This is a genomic window from Gluconacetobacter sacchari (assembly GCF_014174255.1).
Lineage (GTDB): Bacteria > Pseudomonadota > Alphaproteobacteria > Acetobacterales > Acetobacteraceae > Gluconacetobacter > Gluconacetobacter sacchari.
This window is the reverse complement of record NZ_JABEQJ010000035.1, coordinates 1-19,038: the sequence shown is the minus strand read 5'-3', so window position 1 is coordinate 19,038 and position 19,038 is coordinate 1. Positions and strand designations below refer to the sequence as shown.

Here is a 19,038-nt window from a genome sequence, read left to right as displayed (position 1 = left end):
CTATCGCGCCGCGCACGCGGCCAGAGCCGCGCCGATGATGCCTGCTTCCTCGCCAAGTTCGGCCACGAGCAGCGGAATATCCGCACATGACCGCTCCCAGATATGGGCGCGGATCTGCGTTTCAAGCCGCGTTCTGTAGAGCCCGGTGGAACAGCCGAGCCCGCCGCCGAGAATGAGCTTCTCGGGGTCGAGCATGTTCACCGCCTGCGCGATCAGGCGCCCCCCCATTCCGGCGGCATCGGCGATGACCCCCAGCGCCCGTGGATTGCCCAGGGCGGCCTGCCCTTCAAGACTATGGACCCCTTGCGGCAGCGGCGCGCCCCCCCGCTCCTCCCACAGGCGCGCCATGCCCAGGCCCGAGGCGTAGTCTTCGGGGATGGCGGCCGCGAGCATCGAACGATCGCGCACCGGCACCGCCATTTCGGAACTCGCGAAATGGATGGCGAAACCGTGCGCGCCCGCGTAGGGGCGACCGTTGAGGCAAAGTGTGTAGCTCATCCCGGAACCGAGAGAGAAATACGCGAAATTGTCGCAGCCCCGCCCCGCGCCGAAGCGCGCTTCGGCGAGGGCGGCGGCACGGACGTCGCTCTCCGCCCTGACAGGCGCGCCGGCGACCGCCGTCAGGCGCTCGACGAGACCGGGAAGCGGGAAATTCCAGGCGCTGCGGATTTCGCCGCGCAGGTCAACCAGTTCGGGAACCGCCACGCCCACGCCGGCCGCTGCGATGGCGTCCGGGCCGGGGGGAGGTGTGGCTGTGCCGACCAGCGCCACGATATCGTCTACGATCGCCTCCCGCCGCGCGTCGCGGCGGGTTGGAATGCGGCTGACGGGCCCGAGCGTGCCGTCATGCAGGTTTACCCAGGCCGCCGCGACCTTGGTTGCCCCGACATCGATCCCGATGGCGTACGAGGACGGCGCCCGCATTGCCGTCACAGGCCGAGCCGCCGCAGGGCTTCGCGGTTATGCCGGGCAATGGGCAGCGGCTTTTCCGGCGGGCACGGATACATGTCCTGCTCGACCACGGCGAAGCCTTCGAAATTCCGCGCCTTGAGAAAGGCCACCACTTCCGCGAAATCGATGACCCCCCTGTCCAGCTCGCACATCACGCCGTTCTGGAACACCTCCATGAACGGCGTGGCCGCCTCCATCGCGCGGGCATGGATGGAACCGTCCAGATTCTTGAAGTGATAATAGGGAATCCGGTCCGCATGCGCGCGCATGAAGGCCAGCGCATCCGCGCCGGTATAGGCGTGGTGGCCGAAATCGTAGCAGAGGGCCACGAGGTCTTCCGGCGTGTCGGCCAGAAGACGGAGGATTTCCTCCTCGGTTTCGACCGCCGTGCCGACATGCGGATGAAAGAGAAGCCGCAGCCCATGGTCCTGCGCGACGACGCGCCCGGCCTCGGTGATGACGCCCATCATGTGCCGCCATGTTTCGGGCGATGCGATACGCCCCTGCCGGGTGGGATAGACGTCCGAATCGTCCATGAGCAGGAGCCACGGCGTGCCGGTGGCGACCAGCGTCTCGCACAATGGCCGCAGGCGCGCCCGCAGGGTCTCCAGGGCGTTCGCCTCCGCCAGCGGATGAACCACCGCCGCGCCACACAGGCCGAGATGGCGCGCGGCCAATGCCTCCGCGAGCCGGGAACGGTCCGTCGGCAGGTAGCCCCACGGGCCCAGTTCGGTCCAGCCATAACCGGCCTGCGCCACCTCGTCGAGATAACGCTCCCACGGTGTCTGGCGGGGATCCTCGGCGTACCATACGCCCCAGGCGTCCGGGGCCGTTCCGATCTGAATGGTCATTCTGTCTTCTCCTGAAGAGCGTTCTTGTCCGCCGGCCTTCCGGGCCACTGGCCACGGTGGGCCATGACCTCGAAAACGTTCGCAAGCCGGTGCAGCGTGTCCGGGGCATCGTGCCGGTCGCGCAACGCATCGTGGAAGCCGTTTGCCGCGAGCCAGGCCACACGGGGATAATCCACGCCGGTCTGCGCCATCGGACGCAGGACGGGATGGAGCAGCGCCGACCGGATCGTCGCGAGAACAGGCAGGGCCGCGCGCACGTCGGGTTCGTCGAGCAGCGATCGGCGCGCCGGGATATAAGCCCCCGTGACGACGCGCGCCCGTTCGACCGCGCGCGACGTCAGATAGCGCATGAGCGAAAGCGCCTCCGCCGGATGGGCGGTGCCGCGCGCCATGCCGAGATAGACCGTGCCATCGACGCCGCGCGGCGGTTCGGAAGCGCGTGCGCGGGGCAGCGGCGCGACCCCGACCTTTCCCGCGATCGGGCTCTGCGGATCATTGGCGAGCGCCCAGGCATAGACCCAGTTCCGCATGAACACGGCATGGCCGTCCTGAAAAACCCCGCGCGCCGCTTCCTCGTCGTCCGAGAGGACGCCCGCGGGCGAGATCGTGCCGATCCAGCCCGCGGCCCGCGCCAGAGCCGCGCGCGCGTCCGCGTTGTCGAGATCGACCGCCCCGCTCTCGGCAACGATGGTGCCCCCGGCGGGGCCGAACCATTCGAGGGCATTGCATATCAGGCTTTCCGCCGTCCGGCCCTGCCAGACATAGCCCCACAAGGACCCGTCTCCGTGCGCCCGTTCGGCGTTCTGGATCGTGCGCGCCTCGGCGGCGAGGTCGTCCCAGCTTTGCGGCACGGGAAGGCGGTATTTTTCCAGCAGGTCGCGCCGGTAGAACAGCAGACCGATATCGCGGTACCATGGGAGCGCGACCTCGCGCCCGGCGCTGACGAACGGACCGGGCGCCAGATCGCCATCATCGGGCGCCGGCGCGATGGTGCCGAGCATGGGAGCCAGCGTGCCCAGCCATGTTCCGTCCATGACCAGAATATCGACCATCGTCTTCTGCGCCGACAGAAGTTGCCGATAGAGCGGCAGGATCGTGCCCCAGTCGGACAGCAGCGGGACGAGTGTCACCGTGTTTCCCGTCGCGCGGGACCAGGCCTGGGTTTCGGACCGGCAGAGCGCCATTTCCGCGCCGCTCGACGAGCAGAACACCGTGAGGCTTCCCGCCGACGCCCGCTGGCCGAAAAGCAGCGCGCAGCCCGCCAGGATGATCGACAGACCTCTCCTCATCGGGCGCGTTCCCCCGAGGCGCGCGCCGCCGCGACGAACAGATCGGCCGCCGTGACCTGTGCCTGCGCCGAGGGCCGAAAGGCCGTGCGATCCCAGGTGGCATTGAACAGCGCGGCTGGGGACCGGGTCTTCCACAGGTGCGCGCTCTGGTCGCGCAGCCAGGCGCCGACATGCCGACGGTCCTCGCCGGGGGGCAATGCCGGTGCGAGGCGCCCGAGGGCCTGCGCGAAGATGCCGCGAAAAATCCGGCTGTCCACGCTCATCGGCTCTTGGGCCTCCCGGAAGCCTCCTGCCGGCGTTCCGCGCGCGTCGATCGCCTTTCGGGCGATCCGGGCGGCTTCGTCCAGCAGGCGGCGATCGCCCGTCAGAACCGACAGGCGCCGCAGGGCATCGAGAATGACGCCCTGATTATAACTGTAGGGTACGCCGCCATTGTTGCGACAGCGTGCGTCCAGGCCGTCATTGACCTCATGGGACGCCGCGATCATGCCGCTGGCATCGAACCAGCGCCAACCCTTCATCGCCCACCCCTTGTAGCGAGACGTGCCCGTCGCGCCATACAGACGGGCGGCGACATCGATGAAAAGCGCGTTGGTGATCGCGTTCTTGTAGGTACGCGCGTGATCCCACCACAGGCCGCCGCCACAGGTCGTATCCCAATAATCGGCGGCGAGACGATCGAAGATGCCTGCCGCGTCCATCGCCGCATCGCGCCGATGCGCCGGGTCCGCCTCCAGTTCGGCCATGTCCAGCGCCGCCTCGGCGACCCACAGATCGTCGTCATTGCCGTCCAGCCCACGGCGGTCGGCGAGAAGCGCCAGCCCCAGCGTGTGAAAGCGACGGTCATGCGACGCCGCCTCGTATCCCGCCAGGGCGCTGACGGTCACGAAACGCTGCCAGGCATGAACATCGCCGCCGTCACGATGGGCATGCAGCGCGCGGCCATAACGCCCGGGCAGGACCGCCAGCGCCGCCGACGCATGGTGGAGAAGTGGCGACCCGGGGCACGTTGCCGCCGCGAGGGGACATGACCATGACAGAAGCCCCCATGCGACAAAAGCCGGAACTCCCGGAAGTTTTCGAACGCGTCCCGACCTCACCGCCCTCTCCCGTTGCACCGCCCTGAACGGGCGCTGAGAGCCAGAAGCACCTCATGCCGGCCTCATGCCGCCTCTTTAATTACATATGTCGTATTTTATTCCCAAGTCCATCCGGGTTTTTGGCACAAATCGACATGGATGGAGATTTAACACAGCCTTCACACAAATCCCCAAGGAAAGCGATTAAAGCCGCATCGGAGGTCATCTTCCAAGTTTTATCAGGATTTCTGATGATAGGACGCGAAAGACCACGAGGCGATATGGCTTCTCGTTGCGAATCTGGACAATAGAAATTTAAATCCGTTCTATTGTTTTATACCCGTCGAACAGGGGTGGCGGATGTGACCCCTTCCCGTCTCTCGCCCTCCCGAATTTCCCGCGACCCCGCCGCCTGCGACAGCCGGATGTCCCATGCGGCCGGCGTGTCGTCCGTCTCTTTCCTTCAAGAGGATCCGTTCGATGATATCGTTCAAGAAAGCGCTGACGAGATATCTGATCCCGTTGGCGGCGGCAGGCGTCATCGCGCCCGCGATGGCGCAGCCGACGACGCACAAGCTCAAGACCCGCAGCAAGAAGACTGAGCCGCACGCCATCAACCAGACCGCGGCCCCGGCGCTGCCGGCATCGGCGGCATCCGCCCCCGCTGCCTCGCGGAAGACCGTCGCCCCTGCCGACAACACCGAGAGCATCAACGTCACGGCGCTGCGCGGAGGGAGCGTTGCCGCCGCGCTCGACGAGCAGCGCCGGGGCCCGGGCGTGGCGAGCGTGATGTCTCGCGAGCAGATCGAGCAGGCGCCCGAGACGAACCTTTCCGACATCCTGACGCGACTGCCGGGCGTATCGGCTTACAGCGACATGGCCAGCGGCCAGGCCGCGACGGGCGAAGCGCAGTACATGACCATCCGGGGCCTGGATTCGAGCTACAACGCCTATATGCTCAATGGCGAGCGCATTGCCCCGGCGGACCCGTCCACCCGTGCCATTTCATTCGATATGCTCGCCCCCTATGGCATCACGTCGATCAAGGTGTCCAAAAGCACCACCGCCGACATGGATGGCGATGCGGTCGGGGGCGCCATCGATATCCGGACGCCCACGGCCTTCGATTTCGTCGGCCCCTACCAGAAGATCACGTTGCAGGGACAGTTGAACGACAAGGCCGCGCAGATCGGCACGCAGGATCTCGGCGGCACCGCGCAGGTGGAGTTCGCCCGGCGTTTCGGCAGGGATGGACGTTTCGGCGTCTACGCCACGGGCTATTATTCGTCCAAGGGTGTTCTGGCCGATGCCGTCGCGCCGAACACATCGTACACGCCGACCCTGCTGTCCCAGGCGGGTGTGACGAGCCTGAACCAGGCATCGCAGCTTTCGACGCAACAGTTGAAATATGATCTGTTTTCGAGTTCCCTCAAGCGTTATGGCGGTTCCCTCTCGCTCAATTACAAGGGTGACAACCAGGAACTCTATTTTCTGGGCACGTACGGCCAGTACAACGTCAACATAAACGACAATCAGGTGTCGCTGCGCGGCGCGAATTCGGGCTATGGCTCCGATGGCGTGTACCAGTCCGCCACGGCCACGCGCGGCCAGTATTTCGAAACCGACGACTCGGCCCAGTTGCTGACCACGCAGAAACTCGGAGGCACCACGCGCACCGGCGACTGGACCGTCAATTATGACGTGTTCAACAGCTATGGCGTCCAGTCCAGCCCCAATCAGGTCGAGGCCAGCATGTATGGCAACACGATCGTCAATGGCCCCTTCACCTTCGATGTCGCCAACACGACGCTGCCGCGCGCCGTTGCGTCGTCCGCCGCCCTTTCCCGGCTCTACGATCAGAACACGGACCGCTTCTGGAAGACGCAGGGACGTGATTCCCGGAGTACCGCGGACATGTTCGGCATCCATGCCGGCGCCGCCTATCGCTTCCATTCCGACATCCTGAAATCCATCGTATTCGGCTTCAAGGTCAGCGACACGCAGCGGCAGGCCTGGCATCATCCGTATTTCCACGACGACAATAACTTCGTGTATGACGGGCCTTTCTTCGGTGGCGAGAACTGGGCCTACAACAATGCGGCCGGCCCGGTCGTCGGCGCCGTTCCGGGCAGGAACGTGAATGCGTTCGGCGGCGCCGCCGGCGATTTCCGCCTGCTTGACCGCGACTGGATCAAGAATACGACCGTCCCGTACAAATATCAGAACGATCCCAACGGCGCGGGCGATTACACGAAGAACGACTGGAATGCGAATACCAGCCGTGGCTCCGAACGCATCTATGCGGCTTTCGTCGAACTGAACCTCCAGGCCGGCCCCGTCGATATCCATCCTGGCTTCCGCTACGAATATACCGATTTCAGCGGCGCGCACTGGAAATCGAACGGCGACGACGCGACAGGGTCCTTCATCGACGTGAAGCAGTCCTATGGCACGCCGCTTCCCTACCTCAACATCAACTGGCGCCCGACGGACCTCAGTGTCCTGCGTTTTTCCGTGCGCCGCTCCCTGACGCGCCCGGCCTTCGGCCTGATCAACGGCGCGACCTCCCTGACGCTGGACTCTCTGACCAACCGCATCATCTCGGTTTCGGAGCCCAACCCGAATCTGCGCCCGACGACCGCCACCGTCTTCGACTTCTCCGGAGAACTCTACAACCACCATTCCGGCGTGGTTTCGGCGTCGGTCTATTACAAGCAGATCCAGAAATTCGTTTTCACCTCCGTCTCCGGCACGTCAAACAGTTCGACGCTGGGTGGCAACGTGCCGACCAACGCCTATACGAATAACGGGACCGAATACCAGATGCCCATGAACGGCGGCGGCGCGACGCTGGAAGGCATCGAACTGAATGCCCAGCAGACATTGTATTTCCTGCCGGGTTGGCTCGGCGGCTTTGGCGTGAACGGCAACATCACGCTCCAGCATTCGGTCGCCGACAGCAACATTGCCGGACATCCGAATACCGCGCTGCCGCGCGCGCCGGAGATGATGTATAATCTTGGCGTGTTCTATAACCGGGGTCCGGTCCATTTCGACCTGAACTATAATTATATCGGACCGCAGCTTCTCAGCGTCAATTCGACTCTGCCGGACTTCTATCTGCAACCGACGCAGCGGCTCGATCTCAGCATGAAATACAGGTTCGGCTGGGGTCTGACGGGAACATTGGCGATGCAGAACCTGCTGAATACGCCCGCCTACTGGGAAACGATGGGCAAGGGGAAAGCCTATCTCGCCTATGACGGCTCGGCCAATGGCGCCTTTGTCCAGACGGGCCGGACGTATCTCGCAGGGCTGACCGGGCAATTCTGATGAATGCTTTCCCACAGCGCCGTCATCACCGGAGCGCGGCCCTTGCGGCCGCGCTGTTCCTGGCGGCGGTTGGCGCGGCGAAGGCCGATGAGACATTCGATCCGGCATCGCTGCGGCTGGATCAGGTGCAGGTCATCGGATCGCATAACAGCTATCATGCCGGGGTCGAGCCCGGCATTCTCGCGGAGATCGGACGCACCTCCCCCGATCTCGCGCGGCTGCTCGACTACGCGCACCCGCCCCTTTCGACGCAACTCGATCAGGGCGTTCGCCAACTCGAACTCGATATTTACGCCGACAGCCAGGGCGGCCGCTTCGCGGATCCGCATCGCCCCGGTCACCCTGAAGAAAAATGGCCGCTTCCTCCGGCCGAGGCCGCGCTCATGCGCCAGCCCGGCCTGAAGGTCATGCATATTCCGGACATCGACCAGCATGCGACCTGCCAGCCGCTCAAGGCATGCCTGCAAGAGATTCGCACCTGGTCGCACGCCCATCCCGACCATGTTCCGGTCTTCGTCATTCTCGAAATCGAACAGTCGAACGATGTTCCCGGCACGACGCCTGCCGAGCTTTTCAACGCCGGAGCGTTCGACACGCTCGATGAGACGATCCGGTCCGTTTTCGCGCCGAACGACCTGCTGACCCCCGATGACGTGCGCGGCCGTGATCCGTCGCTTTCGGCCGCCGTCAGCGCGCGTGGGTGGCCGACGCTCGCCCGCAGCCGGGGCAAGATCGTGTTTCTGCTCGACCAACGCGATAACGGGCCGCTTTATCTCGAGGGACACCCGTCCCTGCGCGGCCGCGTCGCCTTTACCAATGCGGCCCCCGACGCGCCCGACGCCGCCTTCGCGGAACTCAACGATGGTCCGACCGACCGGATCACGGCGCTGGTGCGCCGCCACCTGCTTGTACGCACGCGGGCCGACGTGAACACCATCGAGGCCCGGGACGGGCGCATCGCACGCCGCGACGCCATGCTGGCCAGCGGGGCGCAGATCGTCAGCACGGATTATCCCGACGGTGAACCGGCGCGCTGGAGCGGGTACCGGGTCGGGTTTCCGGCTGGAGGCGCCGCGCGGTGCAACCCCGTCACCGCCCCGGCAGGCTGTATCGCGCAGGGGATCGAGCCCGCCGGCCGGCACGGGCTCCATCTGCGCCGGGTCGTCATGGTCATGCGGCACGGCATCCGCTCTCCGCTTCCGGGACAGGAACCCGGGGAGGCGACCGTTCCCGGTGGATGGCCGCGATGGGAGGTCGCCCCCGGCGACCTGACGCCGCGCGGTGCCGCGGGCATGCGCGCGACCGGACGGTTCGAGCGTGAATGGCTGGATCAGAACGGCCTGATTCCGGCGCGTGGCTGCCCCGCGCCGCAGACCCTGGCGATACGCGCCAATTCGGAACCCCGCACGGTCGCCAGCGCCGAGGCGTTTACCCGCGGCTTCGCGCCCGCGTGCTCCATCAGCGTCACGCATCTGCGCCCTGGGGTGCCCGACCCGATCTTCTCGGCGCTGGACGCCGACCCGACGCGCTTCGACATGCGCGCCATCGTGCGGCGGCTGCCGGACGCAGACCGGGTTTTTGCGCGACGGACGGACGCGCTGGCGGCACTGGCGCGGCTTGTCCGTTGCAATGGCGGCCTGTGCAGCTTCCTGACATCCGTGAACCGTGTCCAGCCGGATGGCGCGAATCACGGGCTGATCCTCGCCGGCCCGATCCGCGAAGGCTCCTCCATCGCCGAGGCGCTGATGCTGGCCTATCTGGACGGCAAGCCGGAAACGCGCCTGGACGGGGCGTCCGTGGGCGCCGCCCAACTCGGACTGTTTTCGGCGCTGCATGCCGCGATGCTGAACAGCATCGTGCGGCCGCCCGCGATCGGCGAACCCCTGTCCCGCGACCTGCGTGAGCGCCTTATCGCGGATCTGACCGAGACCAGCGGACCGGACTTCCGGCTCTATGTCGGGCATGACGACACCATCGCACCGCTTCTGGGCCTGATGGATACCCATGTGCGCGCGCCGGGTTACGCGCCAGACGAGATACCCGTCGGTTCGGCGCTGGGATTTGCCGTCTACGACACCGATGCGGGCAAGACGGCTATCCGCGTCTTCTTCCAATCCCAGACGCCGGAAGCCTTGCGCGCGGCGCCTGGGCACGCCCGGCCTTCGCTCGGGTTTCCCGCCGTGCCGGCCTGCAAGGCCGCAACGGGCCTCTGCACGCCTGACGAGCTGATATCCGCCTTGAAGACCAGCCGGGCGCAGGACCCGCATGCGCCCACCACAGGAGAAAAGTGACAATGACGAAGATTTCTCTCGGCCTGCTTGGCGCCGGCGAGGTCGCGCAGCTTATCCATCTGCCGGTCCTGCACCAATTGCGGGACCGATATGACGTGACCGCGCTGTACGACCCGTCGCCCTCGGTTCTGTCGCGTGTCGGCGAGGCATGGGCGATACCGCATCGCCACGACACGGTTGACGCCCTTCTTTCCGACGACTCGATCGACGCCGTCATGATCCTGAGTCCGGACCAGTTCCATGGCGAACATGCCCGATCCGCGCTGAAGGCCCGAAAGCATGTTTTCCTCGAAAAGCCCGCCTGCCTGACGAACGCGGATCTGCGGTCCCTGATCGAGGTGGACGAGCAGACCGACCGGGTGGCCATGGTGGGATACATGCGGTGCTACGCCCCCGCCTTCACGCAGGGCCAGGCGCTGCTGACGCACATGGGCGAGACGCGGTATGCCCGTGTTCGAGACCTGATTTGCGAAGGCCCGTGGTTTTTCCGCAACTGGAGCGATGTTGCCGTGCCCACGGATGACATTCCGGCGGACATGGTCGCGTCGGGCCGGGCCAGACGCCTTGCCGACCTGAAATCCGTCTGTGGCGACGACGCGTCGCCCACCATGCTGAAGGCGTATGAGGTTCTCACCGGGCTGGGTGTGCATTCGCTGTCGGCCCTGCGCATGCTGCTGGGCGCGCCGCGGCGCGTCATCGCGGCGCATGTCGCGCAGAGCGGCATGCAGATCAACGCGCTTCTGGACCATGGACATTTCGTGACGAGCTATGAATGCCTGATCGACGATGTCGTCCGCTTCGACGCGACGATCGAGGTGATTTCAGGGCACGAAAAGCTCGATATTCATTACGATACGCCCTATATCCGCAATCTGCCCGGCCGCGCGGTTCTACAGAAAAGCACCGAGACGGAAAATGTCATCCAGAATTTCGGTCCTTTCTACAAGGACCCGTTCCGCGTGGAGCTGGAGCATTTCCATGAGGCCGTCGTCATGGGCGTGCCGCCGCGTACCCCGCTCCGCGAGGCGGTCGCCGATCTCGACCTGTGCCGGCAGATCATCATGGCGGCGCGTCGGACGATGACGCCCCTGCCATAGAGGCGGCACAGGGGCCGACACCGCCGGACAATCTTACCGGTCGCGAAGCGCCGCATCGGATCATGGGGCGCGGCTATGTTTTGAATTGCAATTGCGAGTCGTTTGCAATATATAGCATCGCGAAGAGGGAGACACGGCAGAAGGACAGGCCGATGACCATCACGCTCACCTATGATCCCGCCGCCAGCGAGGCCGCCGCCAAAATCATCGGCGCGGTCCGGCATGCCTTCCATGGATCGCGAGCCTGCCCCCTGTCGGCGCGGAAAATCACCGCCTGGGAGAGCGCGCTGCCGGCGATCGGCGCCGGCTTCCGCGGTGCCCAGGCGGCGATGCTGGAATGGCAGGGCGCGGGGCTGATCGTGGCGCCGCCCGGAACCATCGAAACCACGCGCCATGAGCGCCGGCTGCTCCAGGCGGCGGGCGCCGCGCAGAACGAGGAGGACGGGCTGGTGGATAATTTCCTGTGCAAACTCGCGCCTCACCCGCGCGCGCGCCCGGTACTGACACGGGCGGTGACGACGCTGGCGAACAGCCTGGCCGGGTGCGGACACTGGCTGTCGGCCGCGCCGCTGCCGGCGCCGGCCCTGCGCCTGATGCGCCTGCGTGGCGCCGATCCGGCCCGCCTGGCGGTCGCGTGGCCGGCTTCGGGCGGCACGGGCGTCGGATGGTCCGGAACGGCAAGATGGGAAGAGCCGTCATGACGGCGGCCGGCATCTCCCGCCGCCGTGCCGACCTGCCGGAGCTGGAACGGACCGTTCTCTGGTGCATCCGGGCCTGGGTCATCAGCCTGTCCGATCGTCGCGATTATGCGGAGGGGATCGAAAACGTCTTCCACCAGCTTGGCGTCGGCGCGGCAATCGCGGACCTGCATGGCCTGATGGTGACGACGGGGCGGGGCGCGCGGCGCGTCATCGAGGTGAACTGCGTCTGTTTCCCGTATGTCAGCGCGGACGAACGGCTATTGCTGGATGCCCTCGCCTGCCAGCAACGGGGGCGGCATGAGGACGCCTTCGATATCCTCACCGGCCTGATGACCGACGCAGCCGCCCTGGATGGCTGCGACCATCTCGCGCGGATGGCGCTGACCTTCGCGGCGGCGGGACATGTTTTCGAAGCGCCGCGCGGCGCGCCGTGGTGGCCCGGCGGCGAACAGGGATGGTCGTCATCCATCCCTGCCACGACCCTGCATTGAACCCACACAGGCGGCGTGTCGGGCAGGTGCGCCTGTTCGTCGGCGCGGGTCGCGGCCGGCCTGCACGCTCGCCTCCGGCCTGTGCGGCATGGCACGGTCGTTTCCGCTGCCGCTTGGCTTTCGCGTGCTTCAGGGCGTGGTGTCCGGCCGGATCGGCTTGCGGCTTGCGGACATCCGTGCGCATGACGTCGGGCAATCTGCTCGCCTCCTCATCGTGACAGGGCGAAGTTCAGTCCGGCCATGACCGCGAGCCCCTGATTGGGAATCGATGACAGAGCGTCGGCGTAATAGGCCCGGTTGGCCACGTTGTCGGCCGATGCGAAGATCTGGAGCCGTTTCGTCATCTGGTACGATCCGAACAGATCGAAGATGACGTAGCCCGGCCGCACCTGGGCCATACCGGTTTCCGCGCTGGGCTGGCCGCGCGTTTCCGACCCCGCGCGCGAGCGCACGCCGAGGGTCAGCCTGTCCTGGAGCAGGTGGAACCCGAGCGTGGCCGCCATGACCGATCGGGGGGGCGTCGTGACGAGCTGGTCGTAGCCGGTATAGTCCATCATCGGCAGTTTTGTGGTCGTGTTGGTGTAGGACAGCGAGGCGAAGACCAGCGCGGACTCATATCTGATCTGCCCCTCGAAGCCGCTGGTCCGCGTATTGCCCGGCATGTTCTGGAAGAAATATCCCATGGTCGGGATGTAGGAACCCGGAGCGGGCGCGCCGGTCACGAGCGTCTGGCCGATATAGTTCCTGATCCGCGTATCGAAATAATCGCCGTTGAACTCCACGCTGTCATGGGCGGACAAGACATCGCGGAAATGGAATTTGCTGCCGGCTTCCCATCCATAGGTCCGTTCGGGCTCCAGGGCGGGGTTGGGAATGAATTTCAGGAATCCGAGGCCGGGGTGCGAGCCGGAATAGAGCGTCTCCGTCGTGGCCGGCGGACGGAAGCCGAGACCGTAATTGGCATAGACCTGAAGACCCGGCGTCGGATGGACGGCCAGCGTCACCTTGGGGCTTGCGGCGTCCGCGCCGCGGCCGACATGGAAGCGTCCGGCCGGAACCTGCGTGAAGCCCGAGGCCTCGTTGGTTCCGCCGCCCGAGAGGTGGTAGGTGTCGTAGCGAATGGCGCCCGTCAGATCGACGATCTTCCATCCCAGCGTCGCCTGGGTAAAGGCGCCGCCGACCGCCCGGCCGCCCGAGGGTGTCGCGCCGGTGTATCCGGTCTGGTCCGTCGTCGTGACCTGGTCGTGATAATATTCGCCGCCGTAATCGAGCGCTATGCGGATCGGGCCCGCGAGGAGCCGCGAATTGTTGTCGGCCTCGAACCCCAGCGTGGTCAGTCCGTAGCGCGTCCGATCCGCCGCCGCCATGGTGACGCCCTGAAAGGACGGCGTGTAATTGGTCATGCCGGTGCTGACGACATAGCCCTTCACATGCAGGGCGACGAGCGGATTGCCCTTCGGCGTGTAGCGATATTCGATATTGCCCGTATTGTTCTGCACGGTGTCGGCGGTCGCGATGCCCTCGGAGCCGACGCCGAACTGGTTGTGATAGATCACCGTGCCCAGCCGCAGGCTCTGGTCGGCCCCCGGCGTGATGTCGATCTTGAACAGGCCCGATTGCAGGCGCTGGAAGGTATGGGCGACCCGGTCGCCGTTGCCGTCCTCGTAATCGCCCGAGCTGCGCATGCTGAAGGCCGCGCCGATGCTGATCCAGCGATTGATGCGATCGGCCGCGCCGATCATCCCCGACCCGTCATAATTGTTCGTCCCGCCGAGGGCGCGGGCCGTGACGCCATACCGCTTTCCCGTCTCGACGATATCGCCGACATCCAGCGTATGCAGGTTCATCACGCCGCCGGTCGCTCCCGCGCCATCGCCGGTCGAGACGGTGCCGCGCCGAACGTCCAGACCGGCGAGGAGCGCCGGATCGACATACACGCTGCCGTTGGCGCCATGTCCGCTTTCCTGAAAATTCTGCCGCGCGCCATCGATCATCACATTGACCCGGCCGAAATCCTGCATCCCCCGGATGCTCACCGACAGGGCGGGCGTTCCGTCGTTCTGAAAGAACACGCCCGGGACGCCGGTCAGGATCGCGTAGGGCTCGTTGGGCTGGACCCGGAGCATGTCCTGGCGCGAGACCGATGCCGATGCCTGGGGCACGGTGGCAGGCCGGATATTTCCGCCGACCCTTACGGTCGGCAGCGCGATCGCGGGCGGGTTCGACCGGATGCTGGCGGTGGAATGTCCGGTGCCTGCCGGGGCGGTCGTCCCGTCCCGCGCGGATGCGGCGCGGACGGCCGCGGCCGGCGCCAGAAGCGCCGTCGCGCAGGAAAGGCAGAGGATTCGACGCAGAGTAACCATCACACATTTGATCTCCGGCTGATCGTGTCGACGGTTAGTGCGAAAGATTCTTATTTGCAATAGGAATCATTCTCATCTAATGATGTCCGGACGAGGGCGCTCGGATGAAGGCGCCAAATCCTTGGGAGAATCGTCGCGTGCCGTCCCTGACCAGAATGACCCGGCGCACCCTCGTCCTGTGCGCCTCGGCGGTCATGACGCCGCCTGCCCGCGGCGCCGACGAACGGAGTGTGACCGACTGTCGTGGGCGTCGCGTCAGAGTGGGGTTCGCGCGGCGCATCGCCTGCGCCGGCGGCACCATTACCGAGACGCTCTACGCCCTGGGCGCGCAGGGGCGCGTCGTGGCGGTCGACGTCACCAGCACCTGGCCCCCGGAGGCGCTGCGCGACAGGAAATCGCTGGGCTACATGCGAACGCTCTCGGCGGAGGGCATCCTGTCCCTGCGCCCCGATCTCGTCCTTGCCATGAACGATGCCGGGCCGCCGGCCGCGCTCGATCAGCTCATGGCGGCGGCGGTGCCCATCGTCTTCGTCGATGCCACGCCGTCGCCGGATGCCATTCTCGCGCGGACGCGCTTTCTTGCCGATGTGGTCGATCTTCCGGCCGCGGGCGCGCGCCTGGGCGAGTCGATCGAACGGGGTTTCGCCACGCTGCGGCAATGGCGACTGGACCATGCCGGCGGCGCCCGCAAGGTGCTGTTCGTCATGCGCATGCAGAATGGCCGCCCCCTCGCCGCGGGAAGCGGTACGGCCGCGGCGTCCATCATCGGGCTTGCCGGGCACGCCAACGCGGCCTCTGGCATGCAGGGCTACAAGATCCTGAACGACGAAGCGGTGGTCGCGCTCGCGCCGGACGTCATCCTGCTCATGGACCAGGACGCGGCGGCGATCCGGCCGGCCCTTCTCGCCAGCCCGGCCTTCGCCCTGACGCCGGCGGGCAGGCGCAGGGCGATCGTGTCCATGGAGGGCGAGCGCATGCTGGGTTTCGGCCCGCGCACGCCCGGCGCGGCGCTCGATCTCGCGCGGATGATCGACATGGCCGGCAAGACGATATGACCGGGCAGGATCGTGCCGTGCGGCTGCCGCCGCCGATCTTCCTCTGCGGCCTGGCCCTGGCGCTGTGCCTGTCACTGCTGGCGTCGCTCGATATCGGCGCGACGGGCGTTGGGCTCCGCGCCGCGTGGGCCGGCTCCGGCGACGGCATGGCATGGACGGTCCTGTCGCGCATCCGCGCGCCCCGCGTCGCGATGGCCGCCCTGACCGGCGCGGCGCTTGGCGTGGCGGGCACGATCATGCAGGGGCTGTTTCGCAATCCGTTGGCGGACCCGAGTCTGATCGGCGTTTCACCGGGGTCCGCCCTCGCGACGGCGCTCGTCATCGTGGCGGGAGGCGCCGCCGGACTGCCGGGTGGCCTGGGCCTGTGGAGCGTGCCGTTCGCCGGCATGGCCGGCGGCTTCGCGACGACCGCGCTGCTGTATGTCTTCGCAACCCGCAACGGCGTCACGTCGATCGGGACCATTCTTCTCGCGGGGGTCGCCTTCGGGGCCTTCAGCGGCGCGCTGACGGGCATCCTGATTTTCCGGGCCAACGACCAGGCCCTGCGCGACCTGACATTCTGGACCATGGGAAGCCTGGCGGGGACGAGCTGGCGGAACGTCATGCTCGTCACGCCGTTTCTTGCGTTCGGCCTGCTCGCGACGCTCGGCCTCGTGCGGCCGCTGAACGCGCTGCTTCTCGGCGAGGAGGACGCGCGGCTGATGGGCTATCCGGTGGAGCGGACCAAGCGTCTGGCCATGCTCGCCGTCGCGGCCATGGTCGGGGCGACGGTCTCGATCGTGGGCGCCATCGGTTTCGTCGGGGTCGTGGTGCCGCATCTCGTGCGGCTGGCGACCGGGCCGGATCACCGGCTGGTGCTGCCGGCAAGCGCGTTGCTGGGGGCGACGCTCCTGACGCTGTCCGACAGCCTGGCGCGCGTGATCGCGGCACCTGCCGAGGTGCCGGTCGGGATCGTGACGGCGGTGCTCGGCGCCCCGGCCTTCGTCTGGCTGCTGACCCGCACGCATGATCCGGACATGCCGTCATGAGCCTGCGTCTGAGACGGGCCGGGTTTCATGTTGCGGCGAGATCCATCGTGGCGGCGCTCGACCTTGAGACGCGGCCGGGCGAGGTTCTGGCCATCGTCGGGCCGAATGGCGCGGGCAAGAGCACGGCCCTGCGCCTGCTGGCCGGCATCGTGGGGGCGACCACGGGCGTCGTGACATCCGACGGCCGGCCGATCGCGGATGTTCCCCGGCACATCCTCGCCCGCCGGCGGGCGCTTCTGCCGCAGGACGGCAGCCTTCGGGCGCGCTTTACCGTGCGGGAACTCGCGACGATGGGGCTTGCCGTCGCCGGAGCCGGCCTCACCGCGCCCCGACAGGCGCGGATCGTCGACGCCGCGCTCGCCCGGACCGGTCTTTCGGCATTCGCGCGGCGGGACGTCATGACCCTGTCGGGTGGCGAACGGCAACGGGCGCATCTGGCGCGCGTGCTGGCGCAACTGGAGGCGGGCGCCGTCAGGGACGGCCCCGGCATTCTCCTGCTCGACGAGCCGATCGCGGCGCAGGATCTCGCGCGCCAGAAACTGGTGCTCGATCTCGCTTGCGATCATGCGCGCATGGGTGGCAGCGTCGTCGTCGTGCTTCATGACCTGAACTGGGCTGCGGCGCGGGCGGACCGGATCGTCGTGATGAAGCGGGGGCAGATCCACGCGCAGGGGCCGCCGGACCAGCTTTTGAACGCGGCCCTTCTGGCGGACGTTTTCGGTGTCCGGACCGTGCCTGCGCCGCCTCATGCACCCACCGGGCGGCCCTACATTCTGCCGCACGATCTGCTTGATTAGCCTACCCCCTATACGGAGAGACATGCATGTATATCGCCATGAACCGCTTTCGCGTACGTCCCGACTGCGAGGAAGCCTTCCGGAGGCGCTGGCTGGACCGCGACGTCCTGCTGAAAACCGTACCGGGATTCGTCAGTTTCCAGTTTCTCAAGGGAGCGGCCGCCGAGGACCATGTGCTCTACGCCTCGCACACGGTCTGGGCGTCCTACGAGGCGTTTATCGGCTGGACGCGCTCCGAGCAGTTTCGCGCGGCCCACGCCAATGCGGGGGAAGGCCAGCCCCTGACGGTCGGGCCGCCCGTTTTTGAAGGATTCGACGTACTCCAGAACGTCGAGGGGTAGAAGCGCCCCCGTCTGCGCGCGGCCAGCGCCCATGGCGGCGAGGAAAGATCAGTCTCCGCCGCCGGATATGTAGAACGCGACGGGGACCGTCAGGGTAATCGGATCCCCCGCGACGCTGTCGGGAGGGATCGGCAGGGGCTGGGCGCGGCTGGGGAGCGCGACCGCCTCCTGGTCCAGCAACGGATGACCGGAACGGCTGGCCAGCGTCACCGAGAGCACGCGGCCCTTGCGGTCCATGGCGAAGGTCACGGTCGGCGTGCCTTCCTGATGCTCGGCCATGGCATCGGCCGGATAGCGCTTGAACGTCTCCAACTGCGCCAGCAACGCGCCCTGCCAGGCGACGGGAGCCGCACGACCTGGCCGCTGGCGATCAAAGCCTGCATCCGGCCAAGGCCGCGTGAGACCAGACGCATCACCAGTGACGTCAGGTCGGCCAGCTGTGCGCGGCAGGACGCCGACTGCCGCGCGATGTGGTTGTAGATCACCACCGCCGGGATGGCCGCGACCAGCCCGAGCGCGGTCGCGAGCAGCGCCTCGGCGATGCCGGGCGCCACCACCGCGAGGCTGGTGGCCCTGCTGGCGGCGATACCGGTGAACGACGTCATGATGCCCCAGACGGTGCCGAACAGGCCGATGAAGGGCGACGTCGCGCCGATGGTGGCCAGCAACCCGGTGCCGCGCATCAGCCGGCGCCCCTCGGCCGCTTCCAGCCGTTCGAGATGGAGCACGATGCGCTCCTGAGTCCGTCGCGGTCGTCGGGAATATCCTGCGACTGCCTGCGCTCGGCCTCGGCCGCCATGACGAGGCGGTGGGCGATCCCGCCATGGTCGCGTGTCCATTCCTCGCCGAGAGTCAGTGTATTGGCCGCGCCCAGCGCGCGCTCGGCGCGGCTGAGGGCCAGGCGGAGCCGCACGAGTTCCACGCTCTTGGCGATCAGGATCGTCCAGGTCAGCAGCGATGCCACCGCCAGCAGGATCATGACGCCGCGCACGACGGCGCCGAGGAACATCTGCCATGGAGAAAACGAAATCGGGGTCATGAGCGACTGAAGTGGTCCCCGGAAATGGGACCAGGAGTTAACCCATCTTATTCACGGGGTTGGTCGGGGCTGGGTGGCGGGTATCGCCTAAGCTTTTGATTGGGTTTACGAATTGGGTGTCAAAGCCATCCGTTTCTCCGATCGCGCCGAGCCACACCCGCCATGTCCGACGATACGAGCCAACCGTTCCTGTTTCCAGCCATCCGACGCAAGAAAATCATGGCTGATTTTGATGGTGGCCGGATCACCTCGGATGGTGGTGTCCTGCTGCTGGCTGCCGCCGAGCGGCGGATCGGCCTGGCTGATCGCCTCGCCCGGCTCATCGCCGATCC

15 protein-coding genes and 2 pseudogenes are annotated in these 19,038 nt (G+C 66.7%); 10 read left to right on the top strand and 7 right to left on the bottom strand.

All coding sequences use genetic code 11. The features are described 5' to 3' along the window. Genes HLH48_RS19375 through HLH48_RS19360 form a run of 4 tightly spaced genes read right to left on the bottom strand, consistent with a single transcriptional unit; the run spans position 1 to position 3,978 of the window. On the bottom strand, positions 1-924 hold the full coding sequence (locus HLH48_RS19375) for an ROK family protein (protein WP_182999153.1): 924 nt from the start codon (positions 922-924) through the stop codon (positions 1-3). Positions 925-929: 5 nt separating this feature from the next. Next, positions 930-1,802 (bottom strand): sugar phosphate isomerase/epimerase family protein, encoded by an 873-nt coding sequence (locus HLH48_RS19370; RefSeq protein ID WP_182999123.1) that lies wholly within the window; start codon positions 1,800-1,802, stop codon positions 930-932. Then, the gene (locus HLH48_RS19365; RefSeq protein ID WP_182999122.1) at positions 1,799-3,091 is read right to left on the bottom strand and encodes an extracellular solute-binding protein; all 1,293 of its coding nucleotides are present in this window, start codon (positions 3,089-3,091) and stop codon (positions 1,799-1,801) included. The genes HLH48_RS19370 and HLH48_RS19365 overlap by 4 nt, the downstream gene beginning before the upstream one ends. Then, on the bottom strand, positions 3,088-3,978 hold the full coding sequence (locus tag HLH48_RS19360; RefSeq protein ID WP_182999121.1) for a glycoside hydrolase family 76 protein: 891 nt from the start codon (positions 3,976-3,978) through the stop codon (positions 3,088-3,090). The genes HLH48_RS19365 and HLH48_RS19360 overlap by 4 nt, the downstream gene beginning before the upstream one ends. A gap of 672 nt (positions 3,979-4,650) precedes the next feature. Here HLH48_RS19360 and HLH48_RS19355 point away from each other — a divergent pair. The 5 genes from HLH48_RS19355 (at position 4,651) to HLH48_RS19335 (ending at position 12,083) form a co-directional block, all read left to right on the top strand. Beyond that, on the top strand, positions 4,651-7,503 hold the full coding sequence (locus HLH48_RS19355; protein WP_182999120.1) for a TonB-dependent receptor: 2,853 nt from the start codon (positions 4,651-4,653) through the stop codon (positions 7,501-7,503). Beyond that, positions 7,503-9,794 (top strand): Ca2+-dependent phosphoinositide-specific phospholipase C, encoded by a 2,292-nt coding sequence (locus HLH48_RS19350; protein ID WP_182999119.1) that lies wholly within the window; start codon positions 7,503-7,505, stop codon positions 9,792-9,794. The genes HLH48_RS19355 and HLH48_RS19350 overlap by 1 nt, the downstream gene beginning before the upstream one ends. Before the next feature lie 2 nt (positions 9,795-9,796). Next, complete coding sequence (locus HLH48_RS19345; RefSeq protein ID WP_182999118.1) at positions 9,797-10,891, top strand: Gfo/Idh/MocA family protein; 1,095 nt, start codon at positions 9,797-9,799, stop codon at positions 10,889-10,891. 152 nt (positions 10,892-11,043) lie between these two features. Further along, on the top strand, positions 11,044-11,592 hold the full coding sequence (locus HLH48_RS19340) for a hypothetical protein (protein ID WP_182999117.1): 549 nt from the start codon (positions 11,044-11,046) through the stop codon (positions 11,590-11,592). After that, positions 11,574-12,083 (top strand): hypothetical protein, encoded by a 510-nt coding sequence (locus tag HLH48_RS19335; protein WP_182999116.1) that lies wholly within the window; start codon positions 11,574-11,576, stop codon positions 12,081-12,083. The genes HLH48_RS19340 and HLH48_RS19335 overlap by 19 nt, the downstream gene beginning before the upstream one ends. A 209-nt stretch (positions 12,084-12,292) precedes the next feature. Here the strand turns inward: HLH48_RS19335 and HLH48_RS19330 are convergent, their stop codons facing one another. Beyond that, positions 12,293-14,446 (bottom strand): TonB-dependent receptor domain-containing protein, encoded by a 2,154-nt coding sequence (locus HLH48_RS19330; protein ID WP_182999115.1) that lies wholly within the window; start codon positions 14,444-14,446, stop codon positions 12,293-12,295. Between the two features lie 137 nt (positions 14,447-14,583). Between HLH48_RS19330 and HLH48_RS19325 the strand changes: the two genes are divergently transcribed. From HLH48_RS19325 to HLH48_RS19310, 4 genes are read left to right on the top strand one after another with little or no spacing between them, the layout of a single operon-like run. Continuing rightward, a complete protein-coding gene (locus tag HLH48_RS19325) occupies positions 14,584-15,501 on the top strand; it encodes a heme/hemin ABC transporter substrate-binding protein (RefSeq protein WP_264812262.1) in 918 nt (305 codons plus the stop codon). Then, the gene (locus HLH48_RS19320) at positions 15,498-16,529 is read left to right on the top strand and encodes a FecCD family ABC transporter permease (RefSeq protein WP_182999114.1); all 1,032 of its coding nucleotides are present in this window, start codon (positions 15,498-15,500) and stop codon (positions 16,527-16,529) included. The genes HLH48_RS19325 and HLH48_RS19320 overlap by 4 nt, the downstream gene beginning before the upstream one ends. Then, complete coding sequence (locus tag HLH48_RS19315) at positions 16,526-17,326, top strand: ATP-binding cassette domain-containing protein (protein ID WP_182999113.1); 801 nt, start codon at positions 16,526-16,528, stop codon at positions 17,324-17,326. The genes HLH48_RS19320 and HLH48_RS19315 overlap by 4 nt, the downstream gene beginning before the upstream one ends. Positions 17,327-17,352: 26 nt before the next feature. Beyond that, positions 17,353-17,667, top strand: a complete 315-nt coding sequence (locus HLH48_RS19310; protein WP_182999112.1) for an antibiotic biosynthesis monooxygenase family protein — start codon at positions 17,353-17,355, stop codon at positions 17,665-17,667. Positions 17,668-17,715: 48 nt separating this feature from the next. On the opposite strand, the pseudogene HLH48_RS19305 reads toward HLH48_RS19310, so the two are convergent. After that, positions 17,716-18,012 (bottom strand): annotated as a pseudogene (locus HLH48_RS19305) (energy transducer TonB); the annotation flags it as partial. Beyond that, positions 18,012-18,706 (bottom strand): annotated as a pseudogene (gene exbB / locus HLH48_RS19300) (tonB-system energizer ExbB); the annotation flags it as partial. The pseudogenes HLH48_RS19305 and exbB, both read right to left, overlap by 1 nt. Positions 18,707-18,868: 162 nt before the next feature. Here exbB and HLH48_RS19295 point away from each other — a divergent pair. Further along, the coding region (locus tag HLH48_RS19295) for a transposase (RefSeq protein ID WP_182999111.1) at positions 18,869-19,038 on the top strand (170 nt) is incomplete at its 3' end.